This window comes from Pseudomonas sp. GL_103 (assembly GCF_057835175.1).
The window spans coordinates 2,085,508-2,105,258 of record NZ_CM174420.1 but is presented as its reverse complement, the minus strand read 5'-3'; the positions used below and the strand labels follow the sequence as shown (position 1 = coordinate 2,105,258).

The window sequence follows — 19,751 nt, the reverse complement described above, 5'->3', positions numbered from 1 at the left end:
TGAAGCAACAAAAAGAGGCCCCGCCAATGTGTATTGGCGGGGCCTTTTTTATGGCCGCTTGGCAAAAACCGATTTCACGGGCACCGTTCTGACCAATTGACGATTCTGCCAATCGTTGCTCTCAACCAGGTCGACACGCAACTGCTTACGATCTTCGGAGAAACTGGCGATCAGGTAAGTCTCCTGAGAGGCGCTGCCACTGATAAACATTGGTACACCGTTCAGGCTATACGTGTCACCGCCGTCCGAATGGTAATGACCGGCAAATATGGCTGTGACCTCGTATCGGGCGATCATGTCCCGAAAACGCTTTTCTTGCTCCCAGCCCCCCTGCATGTCACTTGGCTTATGCATGTTGATGATGATCGCATACCCCTGAACCCAAGCGGTGTGCAGATCTTTCTCGAGCCAGTCGAGCGAGCTGGTGATTTCAAATGTAGTCGGATTCAACGCATGAGATATGCGAGCTCTGTAAGTCGGCTCATTATTCAACTGAACCATATGAACCTCGCCTATATTTTTTGAGTAAGCGAGACTCCCAAAATACAACCTGCCAAGCGCTCCCCCGGTTATATCCAGATCAATTTCGTCGACTTTACCCAAGTGGTGTTCCTTGAACTCCACGATACTGCCTGCAGCGCAGCTATTACTAAAACAATCATCTACATTATTCTGATAATCATGATTACCCAGACCGTACAGGTAGTCATCACCAAAGTAATTCTTCAATGCCGAGTTAATGTAGGAACGCTGCCAGCCGTGACCAAACGCCGTCATATCGCCATTGATCATCAGGGGCACTTGCGACGGCGTGCCATGCTTGCGACGGAAGTCGGCAATACTCGCAAACTGGCTATCCACCAGCCACTTGGAACGTTCTTCAAAGTCCGCAGCAGACTCAGGCTCGCCACTGTCGGACTTTTCCGTCCATGGATATTGCGGATCAGACGCAAAAACCATATGACGAGGCATTCCTTCAATCGCTTGCACAACAGTAGACGTCGAGAACAACAACAGACAGGCAAAAGCCTTGATACTCGCATGAGAAAACATAGAATACAACTTCCATCCATAGAATTAATAACGCACGAATAAAAATTTACCCGCACCCAACTTTTAAACTATTCGACAGAAAACAAAACATCAAACAATCAGACCAGAACAGTCAAGTTAAGATATTTCCCGCACACTAAAACCATTGACATCCGCACCATCGCAAATACCGACCGATTGTTCACACTAACCGCAACAATACACTCCACGTCATCTTCAACGATTGCGCGCGCCCTTCCTGAAAACCGTCCATACTTCACAAGTCAATTGACTCAGATCACGTTTTGTTACATTCGCTACACCATTCATGATTTTTCACCAACGCGACCAAAGGTCGCACCCGCAGGCTAGAGCGACAGGCGTATCATTGCGCCACTGCAACACCCCTTTTTGACCGCGGTCGGCACGTACTGACCGAGGCATTTTTCCACTGCCGTGGGATGCAATGATGAGCAACCAGATTCCGGTACACGACGTCACTCCACCCACCAGGAACGCGAACAACAGCGTCGACCTCTACGCCGCCAGGGAAAAAATCTACACCCGCGCCTTCACCGGCCTGTTTCGCAACCTGCGGATGACCGGCGGAGCCCTGTTGTTCCTGCTGTATTTCGGCACGGTGTGGCTGAACTGGGGCGGTCATCAGGCCGTGTGGTGGAACGTGCCGGAGCGCAAGTTCTTCATTTTCGGCGCCACCTTCTGGCCTCAGGACTTCATTCTGCTGTCCGGCATGTTGATCATCGCCGCCTTCGGCCTGTTCTTCATCACCGTGTACGCAGGACGGGTCTGGTGCGGCTATACCTGCCCGCAAAGCGTCTGGACCTGGATCTTCATGTGGTGCGAAAAAGTCACCGAAGGTGACCGCAACCAGCGCATCAAGCTCGACAAGGCGCCCATGAGCGCCAACAAGTTCCTGCGCAAGTTCAGCAAACACAGCCTGTGGCTGCTGATCGGCTTCGTTACCGGCATGACCTTCGTCGGCTACTTCTCGCCAATCCGCGAACTGGTGTTCGACTTCTTCACCGGCCAGGCGGATGGCTGGTCGTACTTCTGGGTCGGTTTCTTCACCCTCGCCACTTACGGCAACGCCGGTTGGTTGCGCGAACAGGTGTGCATCTACATGTGTCCGTACGCACGCTTCCAGAGCGTGATGTTCGACAAGGACACCCTGATCGTTTCCTACGACCCGCGCCGTGGCGAAGGCCGTGGCCCGCGTAAAAAAGGCATCGACTACAAGGCTCAGGGCCTGGGCGACTGCATCGATTGCACCATGTGCGTCCAGGTCTGCCCGACCGGCATCGACATCCGCGACGGCCTGCAAATCGAATGCATCGGTTGCGCCGCCTGCATCGATGCCTGCGACGCCATCATGGACAAAATGGATTACCCGCGCGGGCTGATCAGCTACACCACCGAGCACAACCTGTCCGGGCAGAAAACCCATAAACTGCGCCCGCGCCTGATCGGCTATGCCGTGGTGCTGCTGGCGATGATCAGCCTGCTGGCGACGGCGTTCTTCATGCGTGCGCTGGTGGGCTTCGATGTCAGCAAGGACCGCGTGCTGTACCGCGAGAACGCCGAAGGCCGGATCGAAAACGTCTACAGCCTGAAAATCATGAACAAGGACCAGCGCGACCATACCTACCTGCTCGAAGCCTCCGGCCTGCCGGATCTCAAAATGCAGGGTCGACGCGAGATCAAGGTCGCGGCCGGCGAGATCGTCAGCCAGCCTGCCGAACTGTCCGTCGCGCCGGAAAAACTGCCGTCGAGCACCAACGAGGTGAAATTCATCCTCAAGGACGCCGATGACGAAAGCGTCCACATTGAAGCCAAGAGCCGGTTCATCGGCCCACAAATTCGTTGAGAGAACTGAACATGCCCGCAGCAACTGCCGCTAGTCCCTGGTACAAGCACCTCTGGCCGTGGATCATCATCGGGATCCTGGCCTGCTCGGTGACCCTGACCTTGTCCATGGTGACCATCGCGGTGAACAACCCGGACAACCTGGTCAACGACAACTACTACGAGGCCGGTAAAGGCATCAACCGCTCCCTCGACCGTGAGCTGTTGGCCCAGACCCTGAAAATGCGTGCCAGCGTTCATCTCGATGGCATGACTGGCGAGGTTGACCTGCGCCTGAGCGGCGACAGCCAGCCCGGGACCCTGGAGCTGAACCTGATCTCGCCGACCCAGCCGGAAAAGGATCGCAAGATCACCCTGACCCGCAGCGAAACCGAACAGGGCCGCTACATCGGCCAGTTGAGCGACAAGATCGAAGGCCGGCGTTTTGTCGAGTTGCTTGGCACCCAGGACGAGCACATCTGGCGCATGTTCGAAGAGGAACTGGTCGGCCATGACAAGGACCTGCTGCTGGGTGACGAACCGCTGCAAGGTGCCGAAGACCTGTAGGAGCTGCCGAAGGCTGCGATCTTTTGATCTTGCTTTTTAATTAATCCAGAAAGATCGCAGCCTCGTTTCACTCGTCAGCTCCTACGGAATATTTGATGACCACCCCACTCCCCTGCTTCCACTGCGCCCTGCCCGTCCCGGCCGGCAGCCGCTTCACCGCTGCGGTCCTCGGGCAAACCCGCGAGTTCTGCTGCCCGGGTTGCCAGGCCGTGGCCGAAGCCATTGTCGCCGGCGGCCTGGAAAGCTATTACCAGCACCGCAGCGAAGCCTCGGCCAACCCCGAAGCGCTGCCGGTGCAACTGGTGGATGAACTGGCGCTGTACGACCGTGCCGATGTGCAGCAACCCTTCGTTCGCCACGAAGGCGAACTCGCCGAAACCACACTATTGATGGAAGGCATCAGCTGCGCGGCCTGCGGCTGGCTGATCGAAAAACACCTGCGCACCTTGCCGGCCGTGGCCGAAGCGCGCCTGAACCTGTCCAACCATCGCCTGCACGTACGCTGGGCCGATGGGCAATTGCCGCTGAGCCAGGTCCTCAGCGAGCTGCGCCACATCGGTTACGCCGCGCACCCGTATCAGGCCGACCGCGCCAGCGAACAACTGGCCAGCGAAAACCGCCTGGCCCTGCGCCAGCTCGGTGTGGCCGGGCTGTTGTGGTTCCAGGCGATGATGGCAACCATGGCCACCTGGCCTGAATTCAACATCGACCTCAGCCCCGAACTGCACACCATCCTGCGCTGGGTCGCGCTGTTCCTCACCACCCCGATTGTGTTCTACAGCTGCGCGCCGTTCTTCAAAGGCGCCATGCGCGATCTGCGCACCCGCCACCTGACCATGGACGTTTCGGTGTCGCTGGCCATTGGCAGTGCCTACATCGCCGGGATCTGGACGTCGATCACCGGGGTCGGCGAACTGTATTTCGATGCCGTCGGCATGTTTGCCCTGTTCCTGCTGGCCGGGCGTTATCTGGAGCGGCGCGCCCGCGAGCGCACCGCCGCCGCCACCGCGCAGCTTGTGAATCTGTTGCCCGCCTCGTGCCTGCGATTGACAGCCGACGGCCAGAGCGAACGCATTCTGCTCAGTGAACTGCGTGTCGGCGATCAGGTGCTGGTTCATCCGGGCGCCATTCTCCCGGCTGATGGCAAGATCCTCGACGGCCAGTCGAGTGTCGACGAGTCGCTGCTGACCGGCGAATACCTGCCGCAACCACGCACCCTCGGCGACGCGGTCACCGCCGGCACCCTGAACGTCGAAGGCGCACTGACCGTCGAGGTCCAGGCCCTGGGCCAGGACACTCGCCTCTCGGCCATCGTTCGCCTGCTCGATCGTGCCCAGGCCGAAAAGCCGCGACTGGCGGAAATCGCCGACCGCGCCGCGCAATGGTTCCTGCTGTTGTCGCTGATCGCTGCCGCCGCGATTGGCCTGCTGTGGTGGGAACTGGACTCATCGCGTGCCTTCTGGATCGTGCTGGCGATGCTCGTGGCGACCTGCCCGTGCGCCTTGTCGCTGGCGACGCCGACCGCCCTCACCGCTGCCACCGGCACACTGCACAAACTCGGCCTATTGCTGACCCGTGGTCATGTGCTGGAAGGCCTGAACCAGATCGACACAGTTATTTTCGACAAGACCGGCACCCTCACCGAAGGTCGCCTGGCGCTGCGTTCGATCCGCCCCCTCGGCGCGCTCGACAGCGATCAATGCCTGAGCCTCGCCGCCGCCCTGGAAAACCGCTCCGAACACCCGATCGCCCGTGCTTTTGGTCGTGCGCCGATGGCTGCCGAAGAAGTCCACAGCACACCGGGCCTTGGCCTGGAGGGGCTGGTTGATGGGCGCCGCCTGCGCATCGGCCAACCGCGTTTCGTCTGCGAACTCAGCGGCGCCGTAGTGCCGTCGATGCCCGAAGAAGCCGGCCAATGGCTGCTGCTGGGCGACAGCCAGGGACCGCTGGCCTGGTTCGTCCTCGATGATCGCTTGCGGGCCGATGCGCCCGCGCTGTTGGCCGCGTGCAAGGCGCGGGGCTGGCGCACGCTGCTGTTGTCCGGCGACAGCTCGCCGATGGTCGCCAGCGTGGCGGCGGAACTCGGTATCGATGAAGCCCGTGGCGGTTTGCGTCCGGACGATAAACTGCAGGTCCTGCAACAATTGCACAAAGAAGGTCGCAAGGTGTTGATGCTGGGGGACGGGGTCAATGACGTGCCAGTGCTGGCAGCTGCGGATATCAGCGTCGCCATGGGCTCGGCCACCGACCTGGCGAAAACCAGTGCCGACGCCGTGCTGCTGTCCAACCGCCTCGACGCGCTGGTGCAAGCCTTCAGCCTGGCGCGGCGCACCCGCCGGGTCATTATCGAGAACCTGTTGTGGGCCGGGTTGTACAATGGCCTCATGCTGCCCTTCGCCGCCCTCGGCTGGATCACTCCGGTCTGGGCGGCGGTGGGCATGTCGATCAGTTCGTTGACCGTGGTGTTGAACGCGCTGCGCCTGACTCGCATGCCGAGCGCGCCCGCCCCCGGCACCACGCCAGAAACCCGCCCGCTGCCGGCTTGAGCCGCGCGAGCATGGAGTCCAGATGCCAGCTCTTTACGTGATGATTCCCGCTGCATTGCTGATCGTGGCCATCGCCGTCTATATCTTCTTCTGGGCGGTGGACAGCGGTCAGTACGACGACCTCGACGGCCCGGCCCACAGCATCCTGTTCGACGACCAGGACCCGAACCACACCGCCGCAGTCGATGAGGCCAGCGGCCAACCGGCCAAAACGGACGACAAGGCCCCGCCCCATGCTTGAATTGGCGCCACTGCTGGTGTCTGCGGTGATCCTCGGCTTGCTCGGCGGTGGCCATTGCCTGGGCATGTGCGGCGGCTTGATGGGCGCACTGACCCTTGCGATTCCCAAGGAACAACGCAGCCGCCGCTTTCGCCTGTTGCTGGCCTATAACCTGGGCCGGATCCTGAGCTATGCCTGCGCCGGATTGCTGATCGGCCTGGCCGGATGGGCCGTGGCCAGCAGCCCGGCGGCGATGTTCCTGCGTATCCTCGCCGGGTTGCTGCTGATTGCCATGGGCCTGTACCTGGCCGGCTGGTGGAGCGGCCTGACCCGTATCGAAAGCCTCGGTCGCGGCCTGTGGCGGCATATCCAGCCAGTCGCCAACCGATTGCTGCCGGTATCGAGCGTGCCGCGCGCGCTGCTGTTGGGCGCGCTCTGGGGCTGGCTGCCGTGTGGCCTGGTCTACAGCACCTTGCTATGGTCGGCCAGCCAGGGCAACGCGCTGGACAGCGCCTTGTTGATGCTCGCGTTCGGGCTCGGCACCTGGCCGGTGCTGCTGGCGACAGGCCTTGCCGCCGAGCGCATCACCGCACTGTTGCGCAAACGCAGCGTACGGATGGCGGGCGGATTGCTGGTGATGTTGTTCGGCATCTGGACCTTGCCGGGGCCGCATCAGCATTGGCTCATGGGGCACTGATCCACAAAAACCCATCAAAGCCAACAACCACCCTTGATGCAAATCAAGATGCCCCACCCCGCCCTCGCATAAAGTGGCTGACACTGCCAGCCTATCCGGGGGAATGCCCGCATGATGCTCGACGCCATTCGTTGGGACACCGATCTGATCCGCCGCTATGACCTGGCGGGACCACGCTACACCTCGTACCCGACCGCCGTGCAATTCAACAGCCAGGTCGGCACCTTCGACCTGTTTCATGCCCTGCGCGACAGCCGCAAGGCCCAACGCCCGTTGTCGCTGTACGTGCACGTGCCGTTCTGCGCGAACATTTGCTATTACTGCGCCTGCAACAAGGTCATCACCAAGGATCGCGGGCGGGCGCTGCCGTATTTGCAGCGCCTGGAACAGGAAATCCAGTTGATCGCCTGCCACCTCGACCCCACGCAGAAAGTCGAGCAACTGCACTTCGGTGGCGGCACGCCGACCTTTCTCAGCCACGACGAACTGCGCCAGTTGATGGCGCATCTGCGCAAACACTTCAATTTGCTGGACGACGACTCCGGCGACTACGGCATCGAGATCGACCCGCGCGAGGCCGACTGGTCGACCATGGGCCTGCTGCGGGAACTGGGTTTCAATCGGGTCAGCATCGGCCTGCAAGACCTCGACCCGGCGGTGCAACGTGCAGTCAATCGCCTGCAAAGCCTGGAAGAAACCCGCGCGGTGATCGACGCCGCCCGCACCTTGCAGTTTCGCTCGATCAATATCGACCTGATCTACGGTCTGCCGAGGCAGACGCCGGAGAATTTCGCCCGCACCGTCGAAGAGGTCATCAACCTGCAACCGGACCGGTTATCGGTGTTCAACTACGCCCACTTGCCGGAACGCTTCATGCCCCAGCGGCGCATCAACAGCAATGAACTGCCGACGCCTGCGCAGAAACTGGAAATGCTGCAGCGCACCATCGAGCAGCTGATCAGCGCCGGCTACCGCTACATCGGCATGGACCACTTCGCCCTGCCCGACGATGAGCTGGCGATTGCCCAGGAAGAATCGACCCTGCAACGCAATTTCCAGGGCTACACCACCCACGGTCATTGCGACTTGATCGGCCTCGGCGTCTCGGCAATCAGCCAGATCGGCGACCTGTACTGCCAGAACAGCAGCGACCTGACCGAGTACCAGAACGTACTTGCGTCCATGCAACTGGCCACCAGCCGCGGCCTGCTATGCAACGCCGATGACCGGCTGCGGCGCGCGGTCATCCAGCAATTGATCTGCAATTTCAGTCTCGAATACGCCGACATCGAGCAGGCCTTCAACATCGATTTCCAGGGATATTTCGGCGATCTCTGGCCCCAGTTGCAAGACATGGCCAAAGACGGGCTGATCGAACTCGATCGCGACAGGATCACCATCCTGCCCGCCGGGCGACTGTTGGTGCGCTCGGTGTGCATGGTGTTCGACGCGTACCTGGAACAACACAGTCGCCAGCGCTTTTCACGGGTAATCTAATTCTGCAAGCAAGCGCCCCAGACTGGCCTCGATATCCTATGGTGAGTTACCCTTACGTCTTATGTGTGAATTCCCACAAGGATTGAAGAAATGTCCGAGCCAGTAAAACTGCGCGCTCATAATCAAGCCCATTGCAAGGATTGCAGCCTGGCCCCTCTTTGCCTGCCACTTTCGCTGAATCTGGAAGACATGGATGCGCTGGACGAAATTGTCAAACGCGGCCGGCCGCTGAAAAAAGGCGAATTTCTGTTCCGCCAGGGCGATACCTTCGATTCTGTCTACGCAGTCCGTTCTGGCGCCCTCAAGACCTTCAGCCTGAGCGACACAGGTGAAGAACAGCTCACCGGCTTCCACCTGCCCAGCGAACTGGTCGGCCTGTCGGGCATGGACACCGAAAAGCACCCGGTGTCGGCACAAGCCCTGGAAACCACCTCGGTGTGTGAAATTCCTTTTGAACGCCTCGATGAACTGGCCCTGCAATTGCCGCAGTTGCGCCGTCAGCTGATGCGGGTGATGAGTCGCGAAATCCGTGACGACCAGCAGATGATGCTGCTGTTGTCGAAAAAGACCGCCGACGAACGCATCGCCACCTTCCTGGTCAACCTCTCGGCACGTTTCCGCGCCCGGGGTTTTTCCGCCAATCAGTTCCGCCTGAGCATGTCGCGTAACGAAATCGGCAACTACCTGGGCCTGGCGGTGGAAACCGTGTCCCGGGTCTTTACCCGCTTCCAGCAAAACGAACTGATTGCGGCAGAAGGCAAGGAAATCCGGATTATCGATCCGATCCAGCTGTGCGCCCTGGCCGGCGGCTCACTGGAAGGCTGAAACAAAACGTTGCGGCTGAGCGAAACGGTTCAGCCGCCGTTATACTGCGTCGATTGCAGCCCTGCCAGGACACCACGATGGTCTTCGACTCCTTCGACATCAAATCCCTCATCCGCCCTGTCATCGACTTCCCGAAACCGGGTGTGATCTTTCGCGACATCACCCCGCTGTTCCAGTCGCCCACGGCCCTGCGCCTGGTCATGGACAGCTTCGCCCACCGTTACGTCGAGGCTGACTTCACCCACATCGGCGCGATGGACGCTCGTGGCTTCCTGATCGGTTCGGTACTGGCCTATCAGTTGAACAAGCCGCTGGTGCTGTTCCGCAAGCAAGGCAAACTGCCGGCTGAAGTGTTGGCTGAGGGCTATGCGACCGAATACGGCGAAGCCTTCCTGGAAGTGCACGCCGACAGCCTGTGCGAAGGGGATTCGGTGGTGATGTTCGATGACCTGATCGCCACCGGCGGCACCCTGATTGCCGCCGCCAACCTGATCCGCCGCATGGGCGCCCGGGTGTATGAAGCGGCGGCGATCATCGATCTGCCGGAGCTGGGTGGCTCGCAGCGTCTGGAAGACATGGGCATTCCTACGTTCTGCCTGACGCAGTTTGCCCTTTCCGATAAGTAAGCGGCGCCTGCACGGACGCTATCGCGAGCAAGCTCGCTCCCACAGAGTTCTTTGTCATGCACAAAATTTGTGTGCGCTGTAGATCCCTGTGGGAGCGAGCTTGCTCGCGATGGCGTCAGCGGCAACACCACTAAATTCAAGATCGGTTCAAAGCCCCATCTGCTTGCTGATGATCTCGTTCATCACTTCCCGCGTCCCGCCGCCAATCGATAGGATCCGGTTGTCGCGATACAGCCGCTCCACCAGACTCTCGCGCATGTAACCCAACCCACCGAGTATCTGCACCGCATCGGTGACGATCCGGTCCGCGGTATCCGTCGCAAAATTCTTGGCCATGGAAATCTCCTTGATCACGCTCTGCCCCGCCGCCATTTTCGCCGCCTGGCGGTAAGTGAACTCCCGGGACACTTCCAGCGCGGTCGCCATCTCGGCGAGGCGATGCTTGATCACCTGAAACTTGCCGATCGGTTTGCCAAAGGCTTCGCGCTGGCGCGCCCATTTCAGGCTCTCTTCCAGCGCAAGTTGTGCGGTCATGTTGGCCATCAACGCCAGGGCCAGGCGTTCGCTCTGGAAATTGCCCATGATGCAGGCAAAGCCCATGTTCTCGGCGCCGATCAGATTTCCTACAGGCACTCGGCAATCATTGAAGAACAGTTCAGCGGTGTCTGACGCCCACCAGCCCATTTTCTTCAGCTGCCGTCCTACGGTAAAACCGGGCGTGCCCTTCTCGATCAGTAACAGGCTGATGCCACCGAAACCCGGCTCGCCCGTTCGCACTGCAACCGTGTAGAAATCCGCGCGCACGCCGCTGGTGATAAAGATCTTGCTGCCACTGACCCGGTAGAAATCGCCGTCGCGCACGGCACGGGTTTGCAGGTTGGCGACGTCGGAGCCGCCGCCAGGCTCGGTGATGGCCAGGGCGCTGATCTTCTCTCCCGACAGCACCTGGGGCAGCACACGATCCCGTACTTCGGGTCGGGCCCACTTGAGAATGGGCGGCAAGCCGATATCCAGCGACCCCAGGCCGGCAACCAGCCCGCCTGAGCCGCAGCGCATCAACTCTTCACTGGCGGCAACCTTGGCGAACAGATCCCCTTCGTGGCTGCCTCCGTAAGCCTCCGGGTAGCCGATGCCGAGAATCCCTGCCGCGCCGGCCTTGAGATAGAGCTCGCGAGGAAAGCTTTCGGCTTCTTCCCACTGCTCGATATCAGGAAGTATCTCGCGCTCGACGAAACGTCTGACGCTGTCGCGGACCAATTGGTGGCTGGGGTCGAAGTATTCCTGAAAGGCAGACATCGGCGAGCTCCACTGAAGGGGTCAGTGAAGTTAACCGAGCGCTTGCTTGGTTTTCAACAGGATTGTGAAACCGCGTCGCCTGCATCGCGAGCAAGCTCGCTCCCACATTGGTTTTGTGTGCACCGCAGAACCCCTGTGGGAGCGAGCTTGCTCGCGATGGCGTCAGCATGGACGCCACATGAACTCAGAGCGAAATCGGCTTTCGCCCCGCAAACGAATGCGCCAGCGTCCCGCCATCCACCAGCTCCAGCTCGCCACCCAGCGGTACGCCGTGGGCGATGCGCGAGGCGATCAGGCCTTTGCTGCTGAGCAATTGGGCGATGTAGTGCGCTGTGGCTTCACCTTCCACGGTCGGGTTGGTGGCCAGGATGACTTCGGCGAACGTGCCGGCCTCTTCGATTCGCGCCATCAACTGCGGAATGCCGATGGCTTCCGGCCCCAGGCCGTCGAGCGGCGACAGATGGCCCTTGAGCACGAAATAGCGCCCACGAAAACCGGTCTGCTCCACCGCATAGACGTCCATCGGGCCTTCCACCACGCAAAGCACGGTGTCGTCGCGACGGGTATCGGCGCATTGCGGGCAAAGATCATCTTCCGTCAGCGTACGGCACAAGCGGCAGTGACCGACCCCCTCCATGGCCTGGCTCAGGGCCAGCGCCAGTCGCGAGCCGCCGCTGCGGTCACGCTCGAGCAACTGCAACGCCATGCGCTGGGCGGTTTTCTGACCCACGCCTGGCAAAATTCGCAGGGCGTCGATCAGTTGGCGAATCAAAGGGCTGAAGCTCATGGTGGAAAAGTCCGACAAAACAACGAGACGCGGTTTATACCCGCGCCTCGGTTGAGCGTCAAATTGCAGCGTCAATTACTCAGTCCCGGGAAACCCGAACCACCAGTTTGCCGAAGTTGCGCCCTTCCAGCAGGCCGATAAACGCATCGGGCGCCTGTTCCAGGCCATCGACCACGTCTTCGCGGAACTTCACCTTGCCATCGCGCACCCAGGGCGCCATTGCGCTGAGGAATTCCGGCTGGCGATCACCATAGTCATCGAACACGATGAAGCCCTGGATGCGCACTCGCTTGGTCAACAGGGTGCGCTGCAACAGTGGCAGGCGATCCGGGCCGCTCGGCGCCTCATGGGCGTTATAGGACGCGATCAAGCCACACAGCGGAATCCGTGCCTTGGGATTGAGCAATGGCACCACGGCGTCGAACACCTTGCCGCCGACGTTTTCATAATAAATGTCGATGCCCTTGGGACAGGCTTGCGCCAGTTCCTCAGAAAAATCCGGGCTTCTGTGGTCGATGCAGGCGTCGAAGCCTAACTCGTCGACCACATAACGGCACTTTTTCGCACCACCCGCCACACCCACCACGCGCAGCCCCTTGATCTTCGCCACCTGGCCGACCACCGAGCCCACCGCCCCGGACGCCGCTGCGACCACCAGGGTCTCGCCGGCCTTCGGCTGACCGATGTCCATCAGGCCCATGTACGCGGTCATGCCCGGCATACCCAGTACCCCAAGGGCCATCGAAGGGCTTGGCAGCGCGGGAATCGGAATGATGCTGCGACCGTCATTGATGCTGTGGCTTTGCCAACCAGTGGCACCGACCACCAGATCGCCCTCCTGAAACTTCGGATTGAGCGAGCGCTCGACCCGGCTGACAGCGCCCCCGGTCATGACATCGCCGATTTCCACCGGCGCGGCGTAGGAAGGTGCGTCACTCATGCGTCCGCGCATGTAGGGATCCAGCGACAGGAAAACGGTCTTGAGCAGCACCTGACCGTCGGCCAGGTCCGGCAGCGCCACCCGCTCCATGCGGAAGTTTTCCGGCGTTGGCGCGCCCACCGGGCGAGAGGCCAGGACAATGCGTTGATTGAGGGTCATGGGGTCAGACATGGCAGCGTCTCCTGTGATCGATGAGGTTCAGTGATATAGGGAGCAGACCTTTGTGGCGGTATGGCGTTCGATGTTTATTCAGTTGAACCGAAGCGACTTCTTCGCGAGCAGGCGACACATACCTAACAGGCAGAAACAAAAATGCCAGGCGCTATGCCTGGCATTTTTGTAACTCATCTGCCGCCTGAAGGCGAATCAGAATGGCAGTTTCATGCCCGGCGGCAGTTGCATGCCGGCAGTCATGCTGCCCATTTTGTCCTGGCTGTTGGCTTCGATCTTGCGCACGGCATCGTTGACCGCGGATGCGATGACCGCTTCCAGCATTTCCTTGTCGTCTTCGCTCATGCCTTCGACCAGGCTCGGGTCGATGGTCACGCTCTTGACGTCATGACGACCGGTCATCACCACGGTGACCATATCGCCACCGGCCTTACCGGTGACTTCGGCGTTGGCCAGCTCTTCCTGCATCTTGGCCATTTTTTCCTGCATCTGCTGCGCCTGCTTCATCAGGCCGGCCATGCCACCTTTCATCATGGTAATCACCTCAAAAGTACTTGGATTAAAACAGCGCCTGGCCCATGCGGCCGGGCGCCTTCAGTTATTAGCCCTGAGTGACCAGGGCGTCGACAGGTTCAATAGTATCGTTACGGACCACCGCACCGAACTGCTGCATCATTTGCTGGATGAACGGATCACCGTGGATCGATTCCTCCGCCTCGCGCTGACGGTTGGCGCGGCGGCGCGAAGCCGCTTGTGCCGGAGTTTCCTGCTCGGGCTTGATCAGCTCGATGCTCAGGGTCAGCGTGCGCTGGTGATACTGGTTCAGCGCATCGTTGAGGCGACGCTGTTGCGTGGCGTTGAACAAGGCACTGTGGGCCGGGTCCAGGTGCATCAGCCAATTGTCGCCATCCACCGCGATCAGCGTGCAGTTGGCGGCGATGCTGCCGGTCATGCCGGAGATCGGCAATTTCGGGAACAGCTCCAGCCATTGCAGGGCCAGGCCGGTGGCCGGCATTGCCGCGGGCTCTGGCTCGGGCTCCGGAGCCGGGTCGGCGGCGTGCTCGCTGGCCAGTTCGTCGAGGTAACTGTAGGCCGAATCCATGTCCGGCTCGATGTAATCCTCGTCCAGCGGCGGCTCGTCGTCCAGATCCATGCCCGGCGTCGCGGCATCGACGGCGGCCACCGATGGTTCCGGGATCGGCGCGGCGGCCCACTCCGGGGCGTCCGAGACCACGCTGTCCGGCGTCGGCAACGGCATCGGCGGTAATTCGGGTTGTTCGCTGGCGGTTTCCAGCATCGGCTCCACCGCCGGTTGCTGAACGGGCGCTGGCTCGACCGGGTCATTCCACGGCAGGTCGACCACCTCTTCGACCACGACCGCTTCAACCACAGGTGCAGGCGCTGGTTCCGGCACAACGACCGGCGCAACCGGTTCCGGTGCAGGCGCTGGAGCCGCCACCGGCGCAACCGCTGCCGGTGCAACGGCCGCAGCGACTACCGGCGCAACAACCGGCGCGGCAGCCACTGAGTTTGCGGAATCAACTGTGGCCTGGCTGATCCCCACTGGCTTTAGCGGTTGCCTCGGGGCATCCGCGGTGTCTGCGGGCCGGAACGCCAGCATCCGCAGCAACACCATTTCAAAACCGCCCCGGGGATCCGGCGCCAGCGGCAGGTCGCGGCGGCCGATCAGACCCATCTGGTAGTAGAACTGCACGTCTTCGGCCGGCAACGCCTGGGCCAGTGCCAGCACGCGATCACGGTCGCCGTGACCGTTGTCGACACCTTCCGGCAAGGCCTGGGCGATGGCAACGCGGTGCAGCACATTGAGAATTTCCGAGAGCACGCCATTCCAGTCCGGGCCTTGTTCGGCCAGGTGGCGGACGGCTTCGAGCAACGCCTTGGCATCGCCTTCGATCAGCGCATGCAGGACGTCGTAGACCTGCCCGTGATCGAGGGTCCCGAGCATCGCCCGCACGTCGGCGGCCATGACCTTGCCTTCACCGAAGGCAATCGCCTGGTCGGTCAGGCTCATGGCATCACGCATCGACCCGTCGGCGGCACGGCCCAGCAGCCACAGCGCATCGTCCTCGAACGGCACGTTCTCGACACCCAGTACGTGGGTCAGGTGCTCGACGACGCGTTCGGGCGTCATGTTCTTCAGGGAGAACTGCAGGCACCGCGACAGAATCGTTGCAGGAAGTTTCTGCGGATCTGTGGTCGCCAGGATGAACTTGACGTAGGGTGGCGGCTCTTCGAGGGTTTTGAGCAGTGCGTTGAAGGAATGGCTGGAGAGCATGTGCACTTCGTCGATCAGGTAGACCTTGAAGCGCCCACGGCTCGGGGCGTACTGCACGTTGTCGAGCAATTCGCGGGTGTCTTCGACCTTGGTGCGGCTCGCGGCGTCGATCTCGATCAGGTCGACAAAGCGGCCTTCGTCGATTTCGCGACACACCGAGCACTCGCCACAGGGGGTCGAAGTGATCCCTGTCTCGCAGTTAAGGCATTTGGCAATGATCCGCGCGATGGTGGTCTTGCCGACCCCACGGGTACCGGTGAAGAGGTAGGCGTGGTGCAGCCGCTGGCTGTCCAAGGCATTGATCAGAGCCTTGAGCACATGGGTCTGGCCGACCATTTCGCGGAACGAGCGCGGACGCCATTTACGTGCAAGAACCTGATAACTCATCGAAAACCGTCGCAGCGAAGGAAGCAGAAGCGGCTAATGCTAGCGGAGCAAGGGACAAATTGCATCCGGTGCGCTCGTGTATTGTGGCTAAGCTGCACATCGGGGGCTATTAATGGAGTGTTTATGCGGCTGGCCTTGGGGGCATTGCTGTTGATCAGCCTGGACGGCGTGGCTGCGCAAGCACCGCTGCGCTTCGTGATAACCGACAGCTGGACCATGCCCATGGTGCAGCTTGAACGGGGCAAACCGACCCAGGGCATCCTGCATGACGTGATGCTCAGCCTCGCGACCCAGATCGGCGTACCGGCCGAATTCCATGTATTGCCCCGCAGGCGCATACAAAGCGCCATGGAGCAAGGCGAGGTCGATGTCCGCTGTTATGCCGCGCAATCGTGGCTGCCCGATCAGCCTGGCGATTATCTCTGGAGTATCCCGCTCTTCATTCAACCCGACGTGCTGATCACCCGGCATGCGCCGCCCGGCGCAGTCAAACCCGCCGACTTGCTACAACAGTCCATAGGCACCGTGCTGGGTTACAGCTACCCGACCCTGCAGCCGCTGTTCGACACCGGCCAACTGCAGCGCGACGACGCACGCAATCAGGAACAAGTGCTGGAAAAGCTCCTGGCCGGCCGCAATCAATATGCCGTCAGCAATCAATGGAGCCTGGACTGGTTCAATCACCGCCTGCTGCCGGAGCAGCAACTGCAAGGCGTGGCAGTGCTGCAGGAACACCGTATCGGTTGCTACGTTCGCAACGACCCACAGCTCCCGGTGCAGAACATTCTGCGCACCCTGGCGCGGATGAAGATGTCCGGGGAGATCGATGAGATTGTTCGGCTGTATACCGGTGGCGAGCCTGCAGCTGTGGATAAACCGCAAACGGCAAAAAACCGCCCCGGAGAAGATCCTGGCAGCTAGCGAAAGTCTGATTTCAGAAAGATAACGCGAGAGAACACTCGCGTGGCGTTAAGGTGGTAACCCCACCAGCCACACCCCGGCACACAATGTTCCCGCTGTGGCTGCTTCCTTCCGGATCTGACCAGGTAGCATGCAAGCATGCTCGGTAATCGTTGCAGACCTTGTGTAATAAGGGTTTCAGGCTTTTGAGGTTCCAAGATATCTACCGTGCGAACTCGCTGCACGGACAGTTAAAAACTCGGGGTGTAGCCAGCACTGTCACACTTTGCTGTAACACTTTGGTGTCACACTCATGGCCTACATTATCAAGCGCGGGGCGCTCTATTACCTCAATCTCAAGCTGCCCAAGCTCCTCTTCCCGAGGTGTAACACTTTACGTTTGAGCCTGAATATCCGGCAGCGGCAGAGCGCCCTGTTCCTCGCCGCTTCGCTCGCCCAGCAAGTCCACAACCACCTGAACGAACACCCCCTAGCAGACCTTCAGACGCTCCGTGCGTTGTGCTCGAAGTGGCGAGACGCTACCCCAACGCTGACAACCCAGACTGCTCCAAGAAAGGCACCAGCGGCCACCGTGAAGCAGAAAAGCGATGGCCCTACTCTCGCCACCTTGTCCAAGATGTATATAGAAGAAGGAAAACGTGGGGGCACGTGGCGAACCGTCAGCACCTTCGAGGTGGAACGCGCCCTGCGTGATCTGTTCGAGCTGATGGGTGATATGCCCGCTGAATCGTTCGATGTGCAGAAAGCTCGACTGCTGAAAGAACGGTTGAGCCGTTGCCCGCAATACTTCGGCCTACGTCCCGAGTACGAGGGCAAGACACTGAGACAGGTCGTCGAGTCAGGCAGCACTTACAAAACCATCACAGCGGTAACGGTAAACAACCGCCTACGCAAACTCTCTGCCTTTCTAAATTGGTGCAAGGCCAACGGCTACATCATGGACAACCCGCTGGTGGGAGTGAAGGTGATGACTGGATCAGCCAAGGAAGCGAGACTGTCCTTCGACCAACAAGACTTGTGCACTCTACTCAATCTTAATGAACTCAAGACGGAGTCCCGTAAGCATCCTTGGCGATACTGGATACCCTTGATGGGGCGCTTCACGGGTGCAAGATTGGAAGAGTTATGCCAACTGCACGTAGACGACTTCATTCAGCAACAGGGTATTCAATGCATCCGTATCGATGACAGCAGCGAAGGCCAGAATCTGAAGAACTCTAATAGCCGACGTTTGCTACCCCTCCACCCCGCCTTGTTTGAACTTGGTCTACTGCGGCATGTGGAGTCAGTCAAGGCTACCGGGGTAGATCGACTGTTCCCAGAACTTGAGCCGGTACGGGGAAAACTGGGCCATGCACCTTCCAAATGGTTCGGACGTTACAAGACAAAACGGGGGATTACGGACCCCAGGAAGACATTCCACAGCTTCAGGCATACGCTGATTGACGATCTGAGGGATGCTGGTGTGCAAGATTCACTGATCAAGCGGATCGTCGGACATGAAGACAGCTCAGTAACTTTCGGCGTCTATGGGAGCAGGACACCTTTAAAGGCGATGCAGGAAGCCCTGCACCACATCACCTGACCAGCCGAGACTGGGCGACTGGCTCACACATCAGCGTCCCATTACTGGACACCATCAACATGCATGCTCATGAGCTTACGGAGATACAGGCTCTGGACTTTAGAGGTATTGAGCACAGATTGGAAACCTATCGGAAACGCTGATAAACCTCGGTAAAACCTGCATCACTTTCTTCAAATTCCGATCACCCACTTCAGTTTCGTCTAGTGTTTACGGGGTAGATGGGTGATCTGGACTAAGCAAATGCTTTTCTCTCTCGCTGAAAAATGGTTTTCCAAACTTGACGAACGGAAAAGTCAATACCCAAGGGGTTGCTTTTTTACAGGATTCGTGTAAAATCCTCATCCTGCCTTAGAGGGCAGATACGACACCTCGAATAGCCTCTCACGAACACTGTTACGACAGCGTTTTAGAAGAGGCTTTTTGTGGCGTCGAATAATTAACTGGCACAACCCGAGGGCTTGCCTACTGAAGTGAACTAACTGAACAGGAGAATTCCCCATGAAAACGCTCGTCTCGCAATTGACCCCCGATACATCCGATACCCTCGCACTACTTTCCACTCAAGCCAAGGCCAAGCGTGGCCCCAAGCCCAAGGTGACGCACAATCCCATTGCTCATTTGATCCGTATGGCAGTTGCGGACAACATGTCTTTCATCGATGACGCGGTTATGGCTGGCCTTTACATCGCTGTAGGTGACAGTAACGGGAAGTTGAACGTACGCACACGCCATCTTCGAGAGGTGATTTGTCTGGAAATCATCTCTACAGCTGAAATTCTGCCTCGATTCTTGAGCAATACTGCTGAACCCATCTCAGAACGTACAGCCCAATATTTGGCAGCAGGAGCGCGGGTTGCTCTTGGTGGTATCGAACATTACCTTCATAGGCACCCACTCTTGAAAGCTCGTCTACAGGCTCAGTGGGACACGCAGCAACGTGACTACCGCGAATGCGACCATGGTGACTGGGGTTTCGCCTTGGATAGCAGCTTGGTTAGCAGCTTACTAACTGACTGGGACGATTCGTACTGGCAGGAAGGGGACGCTGCTTGAATTACCGCAGGATATAGATAGAGAGTAGGAGCTGGCTCACGCCATCTCCTGAATTACCGCAGGATATTAGTTAGATAGGGTGTGTCGCACTCTCAAAGGTCACTCTCAGACCGACAGGTCTAAGCTTGATACAACTCGACCATAGGTCACAGCCAACTCACCTCAAGTGTTACTGGGGAATAATAATTGATGAAAATCAATTTCCCCCAAAAATGAAATGGATCACTCTGTGTCGGTGCGACACGGGGCTACCCCTTCAACTCCGTTGATTCTCTCTGCACCGTACAATCAAGAGCGGCAAGCTCATCTGGATTGGTTTCTATTAGTTTGTTGATCTGGGTATCAATCTGTACTGCCGTACAGCATGCGCAACTAGCAGCTTTTGACCTTGATGTTCTTGGTATGCGGAGCATGACGTGTACTCCTTGTAAGCGTGGCT

Annotated in this window: 17 protein-coding genes; 11 read left to right on the top strand and 6 right to left on the bottom strand. The window is 59.3% G+C overall.

The features are described 5' to 3' along the window. Positions 1-48: 48 nt before the first annotated feature. Positions 49-1,053, bottom strand: a complete 1,005-nt coding sequence (locus tag AC3IP0_RS09580; RefSeq protein ID WP_489327244.1) for a metallophosphoesterase family protein — start codon at positions 1,051-1,053, stop codon at positions 49-51. 448 nt (positions 1,054-1,501) lie between these two features. Between AC3IP0_RS09580 and ccoG the strand changes: the two genes are divergently transcribed. From ccoG to AC3IP0_RS09540, 8 genes are all read left to right on the top strand, one after another. Next, complete coding sequence (ccoG, locus tag AC3IP0_RS09575; RefSeq protein WP_489319740.1) at positions 1,502-2,917, top strand: cytochrome c oxidase accessory protein CcoG; 1,416 nt, start codon at positions 1,502-1,504, stop codon at positions 2,915-2,917. 11 nt (positions 2,918-2,928) lie between these two features. After that, the gene (locus AC3IP0_RS09570) at positions 2,929-3,462 is read left to right on the top strand and encodes a FixH family protein (protein WP_489319043.1); all 534 of its coding nucleotides are present in this window, start codon (positions 2,929-2,931) and stop codon (positions 3,460-3,462) included. Positions 3,463-3,557: 95 nt separating this feature from the next. Further along, positions 3,558-6,008, top strand: coding sequence for a heavy metal translocating P-type ATPase (locus AC3IP0_RS09565; protein ID WP_489319042.1), 2,451 nt, complete (start codon positions 3,558-3,560; stop codon positions 6,006-6,008). A gap of 22 nt (positions 6,009-6,030) precedes the next feature. Further along, complete coding sequence (gene ccoS, locus AC3IP0_RS09560) at positions 6,031-6,249, top strand: cbb3-type cytochrome oxidase assembly protein CcoS (protein WP_056721958.1); 219 nt, start codon at positions 6,031-6,033, stop codon at positions 6,247-6,249. Continuing rightward, positions 6,242-6,925, top strand: a complete 684-nt coding sequence (locus AC3IP0_RS09555; RefSeq protein ID WP_103394973.1) for a sulfite exporter TauE/SafE family protein — start codon at positions 6,242-6,244, stop codon at positions 6,923-6,925. The genes ccoS and AC3IP0_RS09555 overlap by 8 nt, the downstream gene beginning before the upstream one ends. Before the next feature lie 114 nt (positions 6,926-7,039). Beyond that, a complete protein-coding gene (gene hemN, locus AC3IP0_RS09550) occupies positions 7,040-8,422 on the top strand; it encodes an oxygen-independent coproporphyrinogen III oxidase (protein WP_489319739.1) in 1,383 nt (460 codons plus the stop codon). 90 nt (positions 8,423-8,512) lie between these two features. Beyond that, a complete protein-coding gene (gene fnr / locus AC3IP0_RS09545; protein ID WP_046041331.1) occupies positions 8,513-9,247 on the top strand; it encodes a fumarate/nitrate reduction transcriptional regulator Fnr in 735 nt (244 codons plus the stop codon). A gap of 77 nt (positions 9,248-9,324) precedes the next feature. Continuing rightward, entirely contained in the window at positions 9,325-9,873 is a 549-nt protein-coding gene (locus AC3IP0_RS09540) for an adenine phosphoribosyltransferase (protein WP_489319041.1), read from the top strand. Between the two features lie 147 nt (positions 9,874-10,020). Here AC3IP0_RS09540 and AC3IP0_RS09535 read toward each other — a convergent pair whose 3' ends face one another. The 5 genes from AC3IP0_RS09535 to dnaX all read right to left on the bottom strand — a co-directional run bounded on the left by AC3IP0_RS09535 (position 10,021) and on the right by dnaX (position 15,750). Beyond that, the gene (locus AC3IP0_RS09535; RefSeq protein ID WP_489327243.1) at positions 10,021-11,169 is read right to left on the bottom strand and encodes an acyl-CoA dehydrogenase family protein; all 1,149 of its coding nucleotides are present in this window, start codon (positions 11,167-11,169) and stop codon (positions 10,021-10,023) included. Between the two features lie 184 nt (positions 11,170-11,353). After that, positions 11,354-11,956: a recombination mediator RecR gene (gene recR / locus AC3IP0_RS09530; RefSeq protein WP_489319039.1), complete on the bottom strand. Its 603-nt coding sequence runs from the start codon at positions 11,954-11,956 to the stop codon at positions 11,354-11,356. A gap of 79 nt (positions 11,957-12,035) precedes the next feature. After that, positions 12,036-13,067 carry an NADP-dependent oxidoreductase gene (locus tag AC3IP0_RS09525; RefSeq protein WP_489327242.1) on the bottom strand — a complete coding sequence of 344 codons (1,032 nt, stop codon included), beginning with the start codon at positions 13,065-13,067 and terminating at the stop codon, positions 12,036-12,038. Between the two features lie 195 nt (positions 13,068-13,262). Then, positions 13,263-13,601 (bottom strand): YbaB/EbfC family nucleoid-associated protein, encoded by a 339-nt coding sequence (locus AC3IP0_RS09520; protein ID WP_007971455.1) that lies wholly within the window; start codon positions 13,599-13,601, stop codon positions 13,263-13,265. A gap of 67 nt (positions 13,602-13,668) precedes the next feature. Then, positions 13,669-15,750, bottom strand: coding sequence for a DNA polymerase III subunit gamma/tau (gene dnaX, locus AC3IP0_RS09515; RefSeq protein WP_489319037.1), 2,082 nt, complete (start codon positions 15,748-15,750; stop codon positions 13,669-13,671). Positions 15,751-15,873: 123 nt separating this feature from the next. Here dnaX and AC3IP0_RS09510 point away from each other — a divergent pair, with 123 nt between their 5' ends. The 3 genes from AC3IP0_RS09510 (at position 15,874) to AC3IP0_RS09500 (ending at position 19,312) form a co-directional block, all read left to right on the top strand. Further along, on the top strand, positions 15,874-16,671 hold the full coding sequence (locus tag AC3IP0_RS09510; RefSeq protein ID WP_489319036.1) for a substrate-binding periplasmic protein: 798 nt from the start codon (positions 15,874-15,876) through the stop codon (positions 16,669-16,671). Between the two features lie 292 nt (positions 16,672-16,963). Beyond that, positions 16,964-18,256: a site-specific integrase gene (locus AC3IP0_RS09505; protein ID WP_489327241.1), complete on the top strand. Its 1,293-nt coding sequence runs from the start codon at positions 16,964-16,966 to the stop codon at positions 18,254-18,256. Positions 18,257-18,757: 501 nt separating this feature from the next. Then, the gene (locus AC3IP0_RS09500) at positions 18,758-19,312 is read left to right on the top strand and encodes a hypothetical protein (protein WP_489327239.1); all 555 of its coding nucleotides are present in this window, start codon (positions 18,758-18,760) and stop codon (positions 19,310-19,312) included. Positions 19,313-19,751 lie beyond the last annotated feature (439 nt).